The sequence below is a fragment of the Bradyrhizobium sp. SZCCT0153 genome (assembly GCF_018129995.1).
GTDB classification, from domain to species: Bacteria; Pseudomonadota; Alphaproteobacteria; order Rhizobiales; family Xanthobacteraceae; genus Bradyrhizobium; species Bradyrhizobium japonicum_G.
Genome location: NZ_JAFCKS010000004.1, coordinates 458,229 through 472,554 on the forward strand (window position 1 = coordinate 458,229; position 14,326 = coordinate 472,554).

The window sequence follows — 14,326 nt, forward strand, 5'->3', positions numbered from 1 at the left end:
AATCTTCGGTAGCCATTTGTGGCGTCAGCCGTGGCCGCGCGAAGGTTGCGGCGATACACGCATCGCGATGCACAATCGCCGGGATAGCCCGGACTCATCAGACCACATCCCTCTGTGTATGCTTGCGGATACTAGCCACGCGTGCCGACCGGGCGTCATGACAGAGTTGAGTGAACGGACCAAAGCGAACATGGACGTCGTCCTGGAGGAGACGTGTCGCCAATTGCCGCATGGCGGCGATCACGACAGCCGCAGGTTCATCGCCGAGCGCCTGATCGAGGCGGCACAGTCCGGTCACTCCACGCTCGGTGAGCTCGGCATCGTTGCGCGGCGCGCGCTCGCGGAGCTCATCGCGAAGAACGGTTAGGGCGCTGCGGCGCTTGCTTCCCCATGGGACGCGGACGTAACCTGACGGCGAACCCGTCCGCGCATCGAGATCCACCAAGATGCGGTCCTTGCTCGCGCTTGCTGCGGCTTCCGCATTCCTTTGCACCGGCCCGGCCGCGGCCCAGCCCGCCGGACAGTTTCCATTCGCTTTGACGCGTGAAGGACAGATGCTCGGCGCCGTCGAAGGCGAAGTCGCGTCCTTCAGGGGGCTGGCCTATGCAGCGCCGCCGGTCGGCGCCCTGCGCTGGCGTCCCCCGCAGGCCACGGCCGAGAACGCCGAGATGCACACCGCCTATGAGTACGGCGCGCCCTGCCTTCAGCCATCGCTGCCGGGCGCGCGCGAGGATTGCCTCACGCTGAACGTGTTCCGTCCCTTCGGGGTCGACGGCCCGCTGCCGGTGATGGTGTTCATCCATGGCGGCGCCTTCGTCACCGGCACCGCGAACGATCCGCTGTTCGACGGCGCGAAACTCGCGCAGGCCGGCCTGATCGTAGTGACCGTGAATTTTCGTCTCGGCGCGCTCGGCTGGCTCATTGACCCCGATCTGTCGGAAGGCGGTTCGGGCAATTACGGTCTGATGGACCAGATTGCGGCGCTGCATTGGGTGCACGACAACATCGCGGCCTTCGGCGGCGATCCGGGCAACGTCACGCTGTTCGGCAGCGGCGCCGGCGCGGCGTCGATCGCGCTGCTGATGCTGTCCGCGCAATCGCGCGATCTCTTCCAGAAAGCCATTCTGCAATCGGTGCCCGGCCGTATGCGACTGCGCTCGGCGCAGGAGGCGGAGCTCGTGGGCCGGCAATTCGTGGCGGCGCTTGGGCGGCAGGCGGATCCGCGCGCGGCCGAGCCGCGACGCCTGCTCGCCGCCGAAAGGCATCTGCTGGAAAAATCGTCGCGCAGCTTCGCGCCGATGATCGATGGAAGCCTGGTGATCGAGGATCCTGCCGCGGGCTTTGCGGCCGGACATGAGAGCCGCATTCCCCTGATGATCGGCTCGAACGACGACGAGACGAATTTCGACAGCGAGCTGGAAATCAAGGAGGAGCTTGCATCGTCCGGCACCACCAGCGATGAGCTGCGCAAGCTCTATCCGGACCTCGCCGGGTCTTCGGAGCTTGCGGCGAGGTTCTACACCGACAAGGCCTTCTCGGAGCCGGTGAGGCTATTGGCGCGCCTGCATGCGGCAAGCGGCGCGCCGACCTTTCGTTATCGCTTCGCCTATGTGCCGGAGGCGCGGCGCGCAAATCCCGAGGGCGGTCACGGGCGCGAGTTGCAGTTCATCTTCGGCGTGGAAGGCGTGCCCGGTGCGGGGATCCTGTCACGAAGTGATCGCGAGGTCGCAAGCCGCATGCGCGCCTATTGGATCAACTTCGCCAGGAGCGGCGATCCCAACGGCCCCGACCTGCCACGCTGGGACGTTGCGGCAGGCCGCGATCGCCTGCTGCTGATCACGAACGATCGGATCGCGAGCGGAGACGACCCCTGGACGGAGCGTCTCGACCGGCTCGGGCGCTAGGGCTGGATGAGCTGGACTTAAGCCGCGAGCTCGACGCGCGGCGCCGGGCTCAGCCGGTCTTCCTCGAGATAGTCCATCGCACCGTCCTTCTCGACGGCGTAGAACTGCTGGCCTTCCTTCGACCTGTAGGCGGCGCGAACGACGCCGCGGCGGCCCTTGTCACTGTTGACGACGTCCCCCAGCGCAAACTTCTTCATCTTACGTCTCGCTTGTCTTCAGGCCGATTCCTTCGGCCACGCCGGCGATTTTGTGCGGTGAATCGTTAACGTCTTGCTAACCATAGGAGTTTGCCTATGCTCGCGGCCGATCGTATGTGGCCAACGAGATGAGCTTCCACCAATGACGCGGTTTCCTACCTTCTTCCTGTCGCATGGCGGCGGCCCCTGGCCTTTCATGGAGGACAGGCGGGTGCAATATGCCAGGACCGCCGAAGAGTTCGGCCGGTTGCCGCAGCTTCTGCCCGAGAAACCCAAGGCGGTGCTCGTCATCACCGGCCATTGGGAGGCCGACGCCTTCACCGTGTCGACCTCGGCGCATCCGCCGATGGTGTACGATTATTACGGTTTCCCCGAGCATACCTATCACCTGAAATATCCGGCGCCGGGCCGGCCCGAGCTCGCCGCGGAGGTGAAGGCGCTGCTCACGCGCGCCGGCCTCGATTGCCGGGAGGATCCCAATCAGGGCTTCGATCACGGCACCTTCGTGCCGCTCGGGCTGATGTATCCGAACGCCGACATGCCGATCGTGCTGCTGTCGCTGAGATCGACCTATGATGCGGCGGAGCACGTCAGGGCCGGGGAGGCGATCGCATCGCTGCGCGATGAAGGCATTTTGATCGTCGGCAGCGGGCTCACCTATCACAACATGCGTGGCTTCGGTCGGGCAGAGTCGAAACCGGTCTCGTATGATTTCGAGGCCTATTTGAACGAGGCGATCAGCCACAAGGATGCGGCGCGCCGCAACGCGATGCTGGTTGACTGGGAGAACGCCCCGAGCGCGCGCCTGGCCCATCCGCGCGAAGATCATCTGCTGCCGCTGATGGTGGCCGCCGGCGCCGCCGGCAGCGACGTCGGCCATCGCGTTTTTGTCGACGAGGTCGCAAACGTCGCGATGGCGTCGTATGTGTTCGGCAATCAGCCCTGAATCGCGCGGCTGCCCGCAATCACAATTTACGCCAACGTCGCGTCGATCTTTCTCGCGGTATCCGTTCCGAGCAATTGCTCATAGCGAGCCTTGACGGCGGCGTAACATTCGCACGTGCCTTCCTCCAGTCCCTCGGCATCCAGAATCCTGATCTTGCCGCGCGCGTAACGGATCAGACCGGCCGCTTGCAGCGTGCGTGCGACGACGGTCACGCTCGATCGCCGAGCGCCCAGCATCTGTCCGAGATATTCCTGCGTGAACTGGAGTTGGTCGCTGCCGGACAAGTCACGCGCGCGCAGCAGCCAGCGACAGAGCCGGGCCTGGACGCTATGCGAGGCGAAGCACGCTGCCGACTGCTGGGCTTGGGCGTAGACGGCCTGCTCATGCCGCATAAGGAGCGCCAACAACCTGGGACTCTGGAGCGTGGCCGTCTTCAGCGCATCCATATTGCAGACGACGATGTCTCCGCCAAGTTGAACGATGCCGCGACAGAGGGACATCCGCCCGTCCAGCGCCGCGGCTGCGCCGACGACGCCATCGATTCCGACCATCGCAGTTTCAATCATCTCTCCGGTCGAGAGGGTCACCACCAGCGAGACCACTGCGCCGGCAGGAAAGTAAACGGAGCGAATTTCCTGATCGGCCTCGAACAGCAGAGAATGCTGCTCGAAGGCGACTGTCTTCAAGTGCGGTTCGAGGATTCTGAAATCGGTTTCGGAAAGATGCCTCAGCAAGAGGTTCTTCATGCGTCGCTCCCTGGGACAGGCGGGAGCGCAGAGAACTCTCAGCTATCGGTGCCTCATGCGGATATCCGATAATGGAACAACAGTAAGAGCCGTACCGCACATAGCGAGTCTTTATTTCACTATGCCAGATTTTGACATAAGGATCGAAGGGAATCCGGTCGAGAACGTCAGTAAGGCTCGCCTGTATCTGCGGCGCGACAGCTAACCGCTGCGGGGCCTTCACATGTCTCGGCGAGCAGCCGAATGCGATAGATGGGCTCCCGTCTTGGACCCAGAAGCTCGATCCGCCATTCGGCATTTTTTTCGAGAATGCAGTCTCGCGCCAAATCCCCGAACACTCTCGTCGTTTCCGTCCACGCAGATTTATGATCCGCGATCTCGGCCAGATGTTCGACCGTGCCGCCGTCGCACCTGGTAATCCGGAAGTAATGGTCGGGCATGATGCGCTCCGAACGGCCGCGAGGGATATCACTCAGTCTGACCGGTCCGCCAATTATGTCAGCTAACGCACATAAGGACCCTGGGCGCCTGTACCTGCAAATGCAAGCGAAATCGGGCGCATGGCCTGAGACTGAATCTCGCAAAGGTTGAATCGTGACGCCGGCTTTTGGGCGGGACCCGGCGGTCCGCACTCCAGCGTGCCTATTCTCCTCGTTTCCAGAAGTTCGCCGGAACAGCGTTTCGCTGGTCGCTCATGCTCTTCAGCAGGCGAACGTCATTCGATTCAGCCGCGGCCACATCGAGTCGTCAACGTCGCAGAGCTCAATAAGGCGACCCGCGAATGCTATCGCGCGGTGAAGTTGCAGTACAAGCGGCTCCGGTTTTCTCCGGAAGAGAAATCCGAGGCTTGAACAAGCCTAACCGTACTTCAGCTTCATCACCAGAATGCCGCCGGCGAGCACCATGGTGACGGTGTTGGCGGCGACCAGCGGAGCGTCGCCGGAGAGCAGGCCGTATATCAGCCAGAGTGCCAGGCCCAGCACCATGATCAGGAACATGCCGAGCGAAATGTCGCGCGCCGAACGGGTCTTCCAGACCTTGATGGCCTGGGGCGCGTAGGCGATTGTGGTGCAGGTGGCGGCAGCGAAGCCGATCAGCTTGATCGCGAAGGGGTCCATGGCGGCTCTATAACATTGATTCGGCGGCGGCAGAGCGTCTGAGGCGGCCCTCCAGGCGGCAGTCTGCCCGCGCCTCGTCCTTCGAGACGGCGCTTAGGCCCCCCTCAGGATGAGGCTGGGCAGCACGGTGCTGTGGAAATTGTTGCCGCATATTCGGCCCTCATCCCGAGGAGGCCGCGGATGCGGGCGTCTCGACGGATGCGCCGCAGGAAGCCGCTATTCAAATGCGAGAGGCCTGCCGCTTCAGGTGCGTCGAGCAATGAGATCGCGATAGAGCGCGGCATAGTCGCCTGCGCGGTTGCGCCAGGACACGTCGGTTGCAAGGCCGCTCAATTGCAGCCGGCGCCAGGTCGGCTTGTCGTGGAAGGCGGTGTTGGCCTTGCGCAGTGTGCCGGCGAGGGCGTCCGCGGTGACGGGTGCGAACTTGAAGCCGGTGGCATCGCGGCCTGACGCAGCGGCCTCGCCGATATCGACAATGGTATCCTCGAGACCGCCGACGCGCGAGACGATGGGCACGGCGCCGTAGCGCAGCGCGCAGAGCTGTGTCAGGCCGCACGGCTCGAAGCGAGACGGCACGATGAGCGCGTCCGAGCCGGCCTGGATCAGATGCGCGAGAATTTCGTCATAGCCGATCACGACCCCGATCCGGCCGGGGTTCGCACGCGCGGCGGCCTGATAGCGATCCTGCAGATCGCGGTCGCCGCTGCCGAGCAGCGCGAGCTGCATGCCTTCGCGCAAAATGGTCGGAATGGCCTCGAGCAGGAGATCGAGCCCCTTCTGCCAGGACAGGCGGCTGATGACACCGAGCAATGGCGCCTCGTCGGAGGAATCCAGATTGAACTGCTGCTGGAGCACGGCCTTGTTTGCGGCCCGGAACGTGAGGTCCTCCGCGCCGAAGCGGTAGGCGATGTGCGGGTCGCGTTGCGGGTTCCACACCTCGATGTCGATGCCGTTGAGGATACCGCTCAGCACGCTGGCGCGGGCGCGAAGCAGGCCGCCGAACCCCATGCCGCCCTCGTCGCTCTGGATTTCCTGCGCATAGGTCGGCGACACCGTGGTGATGCGATCGGCGAACTGCAGGCCTGCCTTCAGGAAACTGATGCCGCCGAAATATTCGAGGGCGTCGACGTTGAAGGCGTGCCAGGGAAGGCCAATCGATCCGATGAGCTGAGGAGCGAACTTGCCCTGATAGGCCATGTTGTGGATGGTCATCACGGTGGCGGGCCGTGGCCGGTTGTCGTAGTGCAGATAGGCCGGCGTCAGCCCGGCCTGCCAGTCATGGGCATGCACCACGTCAGGCACGAAGGCGGAAACGAGGCCGTGGCCGATATCGGCCGCGATGCGCGACAGGGCCGCAAAGCGCACGCCATTGTCCGGCCAGTCGACGCCTTCGGCCGTCACATAAGGGTTGCCAGGCCGCGCGTAGAGATGCGGCACGTCGAGCACGAACAGGTCGAGGCCGTCATGTGAGCCGGCCAGCAGGCGTCCGGGGCCGCCGAAATAATCCGGCCAGCGCCGGATTTCCTCGGCTCCCCCCAGCAGCCTCATCACGTCGGGATAGCCCGGCACCAGCGTGCGCATCTCGATGCCATGCGCCTTCAGCGCAATCGGCAGCGCGCCGGCGACGTCCGCGAGCCCGCCGGTCTTGACGATGGGATAGACTTCAGAGGCGACCGCGAGGACGCGAACAGGCGTCATGTATTGAGCCTGTCGAGCATCGGCTGGGTGATGAGCGAAATGCCCTGTTCGGTGGTGCGGAAGCGCTTTGCGTCCAGCTCGGGATCCTCGCCGACGACGAGGCCTTCCGGGATCTCGACGCCGCGATCGATCACGACGTTCTTCAAGCGCGCGCCGCGGCCGATATTGACGTAGGGCATGATCACAGCGTTCTCGACATTGGCATAGGAGTTGATGCGCACGCCGGTGAACAGCAGCGAACGCCGCAGCGAGGCGCCGGAAATGATGCAGCCGCCCGAGACCAGCGAGCTCACGGCCTGGCCGCGGCGACTCTCCTCGTCATGGACGAATTTCGCCGGAGGCGTGATCTCCGAATAGGACCAGATCGGCCAGGCGCGGTCGAACAGATCGAGTTCCGGCACCACGTCGGTGAGGTCGATATTGGCGGCCCAATAGGCGTCGACCGTGCCGACGTCGCGCCAGTAGGAGCGGGGGTCTTCGCCGGAGCGGACGCAGGAGGTCGAGTACTGGTGCGCCATGGCGCGGCCGTGCTTGACGAGGTAGGGAATGATGTCCTTGCCGAAATCGTGGTTGGAGTTCGGGTCCTCGGCGTCGCGCTTGAGCTCCTCGAACAGGAATTTCGCGTTGAACACGTAAATGCCCATGCTGGCCAGCGAGACATCCGGCTTGCCGGGCATCGGCGGCGGATCGGCCGGTTTCTCCAGGAACGACTTGATCCAGCCGTTCTCGTCGATGTGCATGATGCCGAAGCCGGAAGATTCCTGGCGCGGCATCTCCAGGCAGCCGACGGTGACGTCGGCGCCGCTCTCGACGTGCTGGCGCAGCATCACCTCGTAGTCCATCTTGTAGATGTGGTCGCCGGCGAGCACGACGATGAAGCGGCAGGCGTGGGATTCGATGATGTCGATGTTCTGGTAGACCGCATCCGCCGTGCCGACATACCACATGTTCTCGGAGACACGCTGGCTCGCCGGGAGGATGTCGAAGCTCTCGTTGCGCTCGGGGCGGAAGAAGTTCCAGCCCATCTGAAGATGCCGGATCAGGCTGTGCGCCTTGTACTGGGTCGCGACCGCGATACGGCGAATGCCCGAGTTCACCGCGTTCGACAGCGCGAAATCGATGATGCGGGATTTTCCGCCGAAATAAACCGCGGGCTTGGCGCGCCGGTCGGTCAACTCCAGCAGCCGGCTGCCGCGTCCGCCGGCCAGAACGAAGGCCAGCGCCTGGCGGGCAAGCGGCTCGGGTCTCGCGGCACTCATTTGATCCTCCCACACAGACTGGGGCGCAGCCAAAATCCCTCTCTCACGGAGGGCCTGTCGGGCGCCGTCGGGCAAAGAATAGTAGCGGTAGGAACGGTAAGTCGGAAAGTAGGTTGTTGGTTGCGAAACGCATGAACCTTAATGCTTTATCGCGGCCCGCGTGGGCCGGCGTTCCCGGATCGGCCGCCGGGATGACGATGGCCGGGCCAGGCGATCTGTCCGGCCGGCTTGGCTCATCGTCGCTATTGGGGCCTGGGCCTGCAGGTATGGAACGGCTGATGGGCAAGGATACCCGTGCACCACGGGCTTTTCAGGCGAGTGACGATATGCCGCCTGGTTGGCTCGACAGCCAAATTTCCGATCCCGGCCGGTTTGCTGTCCTGCCCGGGCGTTGTCCAGGCGTCGCCCGTCTTTACGCGGGCCATCCTTGCGGCCATGCCGTCGAGGGCTTCGAACGATCGAACGAGATTGTCATCAAGTGTGGCGGTTTCGGGTGGCGGCCTGAACTCGAAGCGGTCGCCAGTGACCAACAACAACGTCACGACGACGAGACCGATTGCGCAACATGCCAAGGCAACGGCCGTCGCGATCATGGCACGGTAATCGTCCGTATCGTCGCTGAACGGTTGAGACAGCAACATGGATTATGCAAACCGTCGACGCCAGGTGACCTCAATCCCGAATGCTTCCGACCAGGGTTGGCCTAGATCAGGCAAGTCAGGTAAACAACGGCGGCGGTGAGCGCGGTCGCAATCGACCAGAGCGCGGGATCGAAAGTCTCCGCGATCACTTTGGCTTCGGCTCTTTTCCTTCGCATGGATTTCCTCCAGTCAACGGGAAGCGGCGAGCACCGCGCTGCCTGCGATATGCGGCCTTCCGAGCGCTGCTTCGATCGTAGCCGGCTTGGCATACACATGAACACACAGTGTGAATGCAGTGACCGAGATGGCAGCGAGCAGCGCCACAATCACGATTTTGCGGTGGGTCGCGCGATCCGCATGGTGAATTGAATGGCTCATCAAGGCCCCTCCGTGCCCACCTGGGCACGATCAACCAGAACCTGGCGGCTTGGATATTGCGCTGCTTATCTTAGGGAGACTTACCTAGGTGGTTTGACGGAGGCGTACGGACCACATGGCACGGGCGGCGGAGTCCCTGCTGTCTTGTGCGGTGCACCGCAAAACGAAGTCTTTGACTTGGGGCAATGAAACGCCATCGTGGTGTGCGACGTTTGAGATCGAGGCGTCAGACAAGGAGTGAAGCGATGAGCATCTGGAAGACAGGAGCTGCCTGTGCACTGGCAATAACCGTGACGGTCGGCCAATTGGAGCAGGCCGCGGCGGCGCCGATGCCGACCAATATCGAAACCATGAAGACGATGGTTCCCAACGACGCTACGCAGGTGCATTGGCGCGGCGGCGGCTGGGGATTGGGCATCGGTGGTCTCGCGGCCGGCGCGATCATCGGCGGCGCTATCGCGAGCGGCGGCTATTACGGCGGCGGCCCGTATTACGGCGGCTATGGATATCCGGGCTACGGTTATGGTTATGCGCCAGCCTACTATGGCGGCGGTCCATATTATGGTGGCTACGCGCAGCCTTACGTCTATCCCCGGTATTACGGCTACCGTCGATATTACCGGCCTTACTATGGTCCGCGTTATGGATACTACAGGCCCTACGGTGGCTATCATCGATACTACCGTCGCCATTGGTGAACTCGCGAGCCCGGTAGACGAAGACCCGGTAGACCAAGAGATGCCTGAACCTGATCATGCTTGAATCGGGTTTGGTCAGAACAGGGTTTGGTATGCCTGAACAGGTAGGCGCGGCGCCAATTGTATCATCCGGTTGCACGTCGGGCTTGCCGGCCATTCGGCAAGCCCGTTGATTTGTCATAGGCAGGCTCCTTTGACGCGAACGCACGCAGTGCGCAGCGGCTGCGCCGGCTCGCACGCGGGTGCTTCATAAACAGTAACAATGTGTGATGGCACCACCGGCCGGGCCCTGCCGCGGCTTGGAACCTCGTGGAACAGCGGAACGTTTGTAGCGCGGGGCAGGGTTAACGGGGAGCGGTGCCGTGCGAGCGCAGCCGACGCTATTGTTTTGTCTAGCTACCTTCTTGCTTTCAGCTTTTTCTGTCGCCCACGCTGAAAGCGGGCTTGCCTCCTATTACGGATACGGAAAGGCCGGAAAAGGCGAACTGACCTGCGCTCACCGGACGCGGCCCTTCGGCAGCATGCTGCGGGTGTCGTATGGTAGCCGCTCGATTCAGTGCCGCGTCAACGATCGCGGCCCCTTCATCCGCGGTCGCATCGTCGATCTCTCGGTGCCGGCCGCCAGAGCGCTTGGCATGATGAGCGCCGGCGTGGTGCGGGTCTCGGTGGAATAGACCTGCCGGCGCGCTATAGTGCTGCCCAAGGTGTGGGTGAGGGGCGCTATGGCCAGGATCAGGGTGGGACTCGTCGGCTGCGGCTTCGTGTCGGAGCTGCATATGTATGCGTTCCGGCGCGTCTACGGCGTGGATGTCGAGGTCGCGGCGGTCGCCGCGCGCGGGGACCACGTCGTCGAATTCGCCGCCCGCCATCAGATCCCGCGCGTCTACCGCAGCTTTGCCGAACTGATCGCCGACCGCGAACTCGACGTGATCGATATCTGCACGCCGCCCAATCTCCATGCCGGGATGATCGTCGCCAGCATGCAGGCCGGCAAGCACGTGATCTGTGAAAAGCCCTTTGCCGGCTATTTCGGCCGTCAGGGCGACAAACAGCCGATCGGCAAGCACGTCCCGAAGGCGCAGATGTACGAACGCGTGCTGGAGGAGATGGACGCGACCCGCGCCGCGATCGAACGTACCGGCAGGCTTTTCATGTATGCCGAGGACTGGATCTACGCGCCCGCGGTGACCAAGACCGCGGAAATCATCAAGGCCACCAAGGACAAGATCCTGTTCATGAAAGGCGAGGAGAGTCATTCCGGCTCGCATGCGGCGCATGCCGCGCAATGGGCGATGACCGGCGGCGGATCGCTGATCCGGATGGGGTGCCATCCGCTCTCCGCCGTGCTCTATCTGAAGCAGGTCGAGGCCAGAGCGCGCGGCGAAACCATCCATGTTGCCAGCGTCACCGGCGATGTCGGCAACGTCACGGCCGTCCTCAAGCCGGAGGAGCGCACCTACATCAAGGCCAATCCCGTCGACGTCGAGGACTGGGGCACGCTCACCGCGACCTTCTCCGACGGCACCAAGGCCACCGTGTTCTCCGGCGACATGATCATGGGCGGCGTGCGCAACCTGATCGAGACCTACACCTCCGGCGGCTCGCTGTTCGCCAACATCACGCCGAACACGCATCTGATGAGCTACCAGACCTCCGAGGAGAAGCTCGCCTCCGTCTACATCACCGAGAAGGTCGACCGCAAAACCGGCTGGCAATATGTCTGCCTGGAGGAGGAATGGACCCGCGGCTATCTCCAGGAGATCCAGGATTTCATGGAGTGTGCCGCGACGGGCCGGCAGCCGCTGTCGGACCTCGCGCTGGCCTACGAGACGATCAAGGTGAACTACGCCGGCTATTGGGCGGCGGAGGAGGGACGGCGGGTGGTGCTGTAGGGCGTGGCGAGTGGGTAGAACTATCGCCGCAGCGGGACTGCTCCCTCTCCCCGCAAGCGGGGAGAGGCGCAGAACGATAGTCTCACGTCCCGTAAGTCGATCCCTTCGGCAGCGGAAACACCGGGTCCCGCGTCCTGATGTTGGTCGGCCACACCACGGAGATGTGCTCGCCGGCATTCTGCATCACCACGGGCGTCGAGCGCTCGTTCTGGCCGGAGAGCGGCGTGCCCGGCGGGAAGAATTTCACGCCATAGCCTTGGATGGTGCCGCCGGCGGGAATGTCGACGTCGAGCGCGGCCTTGCGGATGGCCTCGGGCTCGAAGCCGCCGTACTTTTCCTTGGCGACCGGCAGCACGTTGTTGAGCAGCACCCAGGTCTGGTTGAAGCCCATCGAGCAGTGCGGCGGTACGTCGGTCGCGCCGGTCTTGGCCTGGTAGCGCGAGACCATGATCTTGGTCAGATCGCCGATGCCCGGCGCAAGCTTGGCGGGATCGAGCAATTGTGCCGGCACCGGATCGATGTTGCAGAAATTGTCGATGTCGGCGCCGAAGGTCGCGCGCAGCTTGTCGAGCTGGCTGTAGCCGGCGCCGGCGCCGAACAGCATCTTGAAGCGCAGGCCGCTCTCGCGGGCCTGGCGCAGGAACAGCGTGATGTCCGGATTGTAGCCGGCATGCGAGATCACATCGGCCTTGGCGCGCTTGATTTTTGTAACCAGCACCGACAAATCGGGGGCCGAAGCCGAATAGCCCTCTTTCAGCACGACCTGAAGTCCGGCCTCCTTGGCATAGGCCTCGTCCGCGGCGGCGACGCCAACACCGTAAGGGCCGTCCTCGTGGATCAACGCGATCTTGACGTCCTTTGGCTCCATGCCGAGCTTCGCCTTGGCGTGCTCGTTCATGAAGCCGGCAAAGGCCTGGCCATACTGGTCCGAATGGATCTGCGCGCGAAACACATATTGCAGGTTCTTGTCCTTGAACACGGCGGTCGAGACCGCGGTCGTGATCCAGAGGATCTTCTTCTGCTGCTCGACCTTCGCCGCCATCGGCACCGCATGCGCGCTCGAATAGACGCCGTTGATGATGTCGATCTTTTCCTGGCTGATCAGCCGCTCGGCCTCGTTGATCGCCACGTCCGCCTTGCTCTGCGAATCCGCCGCGACCGGCACGATCTTGGTCTTGCCGCCGATGCCGCCCTTCTCGTTGACGAGGTCGATGGCGATCTGCGCGCCGACCGAGGAAGCGACCGAACCGCCGGCGGCGAACGGGCCGGTCAAATCGTAGATCAGGCCAATGCGCAGATTCTCGGCTTGCGCCTGGGCCCGTGTCCAATCCAGGCTGAGTGCGGCGGCGGCAGCCGCCGAGCTCTTCAGCAGCTGCCTGCGTGAAGTCGGCATTCTATCCTCCCTCGAAACCGTCTTATGATCTGGTCTTGTTATTTTTTTTCGAAGTATGGCGAGCGGGACCGCGGAAAGTCAACATCGCCCAAGGTCGATACGCTCCGGCCGCGGCACACAACGCACCTGCGAAAGGCAAAGCAAAAGCCCACCGCTCCCTGCGGAGCGATGGGCTTGATGCTGGCGAAAGCCGATTTACTGCGACAGCTTCACGAAGGCCGGAAACTTCAGCTTCCCTTCGGCGATTTTCTCCGGCCACACCACGACCTGCTTGCCGTCCTGCCATTGGAAGACCAGGCCGGACACGGTTGTGGGGCCGGACTTGATGCCATGGGTGAACTCGTCATCCTTGCCATAAAACTGGATGCGGCCAATCGTGCCCTCGAAATCGGTCTTCTCGAGCTCGGTGACCATCTTGTCGGGATCGGTCGAGCCTGCGCGCTTGATGGCTTCCGTAATGAAATAGACCTCGTCATAGGCGGTATAGCCGGTATAGGCCGGCGGCGCGCCGAACTTGGCCTTGTAGGCGGCTGCGAACGGTTTGGTCTTGGAGGTCACGGCGACGTCGGGCGTCGCGACGGCGAGCGACGGCACGCCGTCGGCGGCGCCATTGGTGTCCTTCCAGAAGGTCGGGCTCAGCGCCTGCGCGCTGATTCCGAACATCGGGACCGGCACCTGCTGGTTCTTCCACTGCACCGTCGGCTGTACGCCGACATGCGAGATGCCGGTCACGATCACATCAGGCTTCTTGCCCTCGATGTTGTTGAAGATCGGCGTGAAGTCGGTGGTGTCGGGCGAGAAGCGCACGTGCTCGACGACTTTCAGGCCCGCCTTGGGCAGGCAGGCCTCGTAGCCGACGTCGAGCGGTTTGGTCCAGGCGGCGTCCTCGCTCATGATCGCGACGGTCTTGAATTTGAGCTTGTCAACGAGGAGATCCTTGGCGGCGTCGCAGACGAGCTGGGCCTGGGCAGCCGAGGTCAGATAGCCGTGGAAGGTGTATTTGTTCTTCTCGTAGTCGTTGTGGATCGCCTTGGTGATCTCGTTCGAGGCGGCGCCGGGGGTGATCAGCGGCATCTTCAGCCGCGCCGCCCAGGGCTCGAGCGCCAGCACGACCTCGCTGATGTAGCTCGCGATCACCGCCGACACCTTGTCCTCGCTGACGGCACGCTGGAACGCGCGCACGGAGTCCGCCGAGGAGCTCTTGTTGTCGTAGGTCACGATCTCGATCTTGCGGCCGAGGATGCCGCCCTTGGCGTTGATCTCGTCAGCGGCGATCTGGGCGCCGCCCGGCGTCGCGGCACCGGCGATCGATTGCACCTCGGCGATGACGCCGATCTTGATCGGATCGTTCGACTGCGCGTAGGCGGGAGCAGCGAGGCACAGCGCCAGCGCGGAGGCGAGGAGGAAGCTGCTCATATTCGTCGATGGTCGCATGGTCGTTTCCCTTTCGTTTGTT

The 14,326-nt window shown here is 63.3% G+C and carries 16 protein-coding genes; 6 read left to right on the top strand and 10 right to left on the bottom strand.

Annotation, left to right across the window (positions count from 1 at the left end; all coding sequences use genetic code 11):
• Nucleotides 1–118: 118 nt before the first annotated feature.
• A complete protein-coding gene (locus tag JQ572_RS20565; RefSeq protein WP_211384634.1) occupies nucleotides 119–367 on the top strand; it encodes a hypothetical protein in 249 nt (82 codons plus the stop codon).
• 79 nt (nucleotides 368–446) lie between these two features.
• Nucleotides 447–1,904 carry a carboxylesterase/lipase family protein gene (locus JQ572_RS20570; RefSeq protein ID WP_211384635.1) on the top strand — a complete coding sequence of 486 codons (1,458 nt, stop codon included), beginning with the start codon at nucleotides 447–449 and terminating at the stop codon, nucleotides 1,902–1,904.
• Between the two features lie 17 nt (nucleotides 1,905–1,921).
• On the opposite strand, the gene JQ572_RS20575 is transcribed toward JQ572_RS20570, so the two are convergent.
• On the bottom strand, nucleotides 1,922–2,101 hold the full coding sequence (locus JQ572_RS20575) for a hypothetical protein (RefSeq protein WP_027519499.1): 180 nt from the start codon (nucleotides 2,099–2,101) through the stop codon (nucleotides 1,922–1,924).
• Between the two features lie 142 nt (nucleotides 2,102–2,243).
• Between JQ572_RS20575 and JQ572_RS20580 the strand changes: the two genes are divergently transcribed.
• Nucleotides 2,244–3,047 (top strand): DODA-type extradiol aromatic ring-opening family dioxygenase, encoded by an 804-nt coding sequence (locus tag JQ572_RS20580; protein ID WP_211384636.1) that lies wholly within the window; start codon nucleotides 2,244–2,246, stop codon nucleotides 3,045–3,047.
• Between the two features lie 26 nt (nucleotides 3,048–3,073).
• Here JQ572_RS20580 and JQ572_RS20585 read toward each other — a convergent pair whose 3' ends face one another.
• The 7 genes from JQ572_RS20585 to JQ572_RS20615 form a co-directional block, all read right to left on the bottom strand.
• Complete coding sequence (locus tag JQ572_RS20585; RefSeq protein WP_211384637.1) at nucleotides 3,074–3,793, bottom strand: Crp/Fnr family transcriptional regulator; 720 nt, start codon at nucleotides 3,791–3,793, stop codon at nucleotides 3,074–3,076.
• A 167-nt stretch (nucleotides 3,794–3,960) separates the two neighbouring features.
• Nucleotides 3,961–4,233: a DUF6894 family protein gene (locus JQ572_RS20590; RefSeq protein ID WP_211384638.1), complete on the bottom strand. Its 273-nt coding sequence runs from the start codon at nucleotides 4,231–4,233 to the stop codon at nucleotides 3,961–3,963.
• Nucleotides 4,234–4,650: 417 nt separating this feature from the next.
• Nucleotides 4,651–4,911: a SemiSWEET transporter gene (locus tag JQ572_RS20595; RefSeq protein WP_211384639.1), complete on the bottom strand. Its 261-nt coding sequence runs from the start codon at nucleotides 4,909–4,911 to the stop codon at nucleotides 4,651–4,653.
• A gap of 243 nt (nucleotides 4,912–5,154) precedes the next feature.
• Nucleotides 5,155–6,609: a glycogen synthase GlgA gene (gene glgA, locus JQ572_RS20600; protein ID WP_211384640.1), complete on the bottom strand. Its 1,455-nt coding sequence runs from the start codon at nucleotides 6,607–6,609 to the stop codon at nucleotides 5,155–5,157.
• Nucleotides 6,606–7,868, bottom strand: coding sequence for a glucose-1-phosphate adenylyltransferase (gene glgC / locus JQ572_RS20605; protein WP_211384641.1), 1,263 nt, complete (start codon nucleotides 7,866–7,868; stop codon nucleotides 6,606–6,608). Before glgC ends, glgA begins: the two co-directional genes overlap by 4 nt.
• Nucleotides 7,869–8,110: 242 nt before the next feature.
• Nucleotides 8,111–8,509, bottom strand: coding sequence for a hypothetical protein (locus tag JQ572_RS20610; protein WP_211384642.1), 399 nt, complete (start codon nucleotides 8,507–8,509; stop codon nucleotides 8,111–8,113).
• Nucleotides 8,510–8,698: 189 nt separating this feature from the next.
• Entirely contained in the window at nucleotides 8,699–8,887 is a 189-nt protein-coding gene (locus JQ572_RS20615) for a hypothetical protein (protein ID WP_211384826.1), read from the bottom strand.
• Between the two features lie 245 nt (nucleotides 8,888–9,132).
• Between JQ572_RS20615 and JQ572_RS20620 the strand changes: the two genes are divergently transcribed.
• From JQ572_RS20620 to JQ572_RS20630, 3 genes are all read left to right on the top strand, one after another.
• On the top strand, nucleotides 9,133–9,585 hold the full coding sequence (locus JQ572_RS20620) for a hypothetical protein (RefSeq protein ID WP_211384643.1): 453 nt from the start codon (nucleotides 9,133–9,135) through the stop codon (nucleotides 9,583–9,585).
• 362 nt (nucleotides 9,586–9,947) lie between these two features.
• On the top strand, nucleotides 9,948–10,259 hold the full coding sequence (locus JQ572_RS20625) for a septal ring lytic transglycosylase RlpA family protein (protein WP_211384644.1): 312 nt from the start codon (nucleotides 9,948–9,950) through the stop codon (nucleotides 10,257–10,259).
• A 48-nt stretch (nucleotides 10,260–10,307) separates the two neighbouring features.
• Nucleotides 10,308–11,477 carry a Gfo/Idh/MocA family protein gene (locus JQ572_RS20630; RefSeq protein ID WP_211384645.1) on the top strand — a complete coding sequence of 390 codons (1,170 nt, stop codon included), beginning with the start codon at nucleotides 10,308–10,310 and terminating at the stop codon, nucleotides 11,475–11,477.
• Nucleotides 11,478–11,559: 82 nt separating this feature from the next.
• Here JQ572_RS20630 and JQ572_RS20635 read toward each other — a convergent pair whose 3' ends face one another.
• Together JQ572_RS20635 and JQ572_RS20640 are read right to left on the bottom strand one after the other, a co-directional pair.
• Nucleotides 11,560–12,870, bottom strand: coding sequence for an ABC transporter substrate-binding protein (locus tag JQ572_RS20635; protein ID WP_211384646.1), 1,311 nt, complete (start codon nucleotides 12,868–12,870; stop codon nucleotides 11,560–11,562).
• 195 nt (nucleotides 12,871–13,065) lie between these two features.
• Entirely contained in the window at nucleotides 13,066–14,304 is a 1,239-nt protein-coding gene (locus JQ572_RS20640) for an ABC transporter substrate-binding protein (RefSeq protein ID WP_211384647.1), read from the bottom strand.
• Nucleotides 14,305–14,326 lie beyond the last annotated feature (22 nt).